Annotated in this window: 1 pseudogene; it reads left to right on the forward strand. The window is 43.5% G+C overall.

The features are described 5' to 3' along the window. Positions 1 to 646: pseudogene (locus I6F44_RS19515) on the forward strand (transposase); the annotation flags it as partial.

The raw sequence follows: 646 nt of genomic DNA on the forward strand, positions 1-646 counted from the left end.
AAAAAGAAAAGCTGGATAAAAGTGCAGATAAAATCACCGAGTTTTTAGCCACTCACGAAGAGAAAACAGGCAGTAAAGGCAAGCCTGTTAAAAGTAATATCACTGACCCAGATAGTGCGAAGATGACGACCTCAAAAGGGACAATTCAAGGCTACAACGGCATCGCGATAAACGATGATAAACATCAAATCATCCTGCAAGCACAAGCGTGGGGCTCAGTGGGCGAACAACAAACTTTACAGCCAGCCGTTGCACAATTAAAACAGCAGCTTGCTAAACTCAATACAGAAAAAATGGCAGATAAACACACCATCAAATTCACCGCAGACAGTGGGTTTAACAGCGAAGTAAATCTTGAGTTTATGGCGCAAAGTGGGTTCGATACCTACATTGCGGATAACCAATTTAGAAAACGAAATCCGCTATTTAAAGCCAGCGAAACATACGAAACTGAGCAAGAAAAGCGCCGACTAAAACGCAGCAAAGGCAAGCCTCGGTTATTTACCTCAGACGATTTTCATTATGATGAGGCAACGCAAACATGCCGCTGCCCTGCAGGCAATGCCATGTGGCGAAGCGGGGTCAATGTAAACAGCCATAACCAACAATACACACGATTCTGCGGTTACTTAAAAGATTGCAAAGT

Source organism: Pseudoalteromonas sp. NZS11_1, assembly GCF_015864275.1.
Taxonomy (GTDB): domain Bacteria; phylum Pseudomonadota; class Gammaproteobacteria; order Enterobacterales; family Alteromonadaceae; genus Pseudoalteromonas; species Pseudoalteromonas arctica.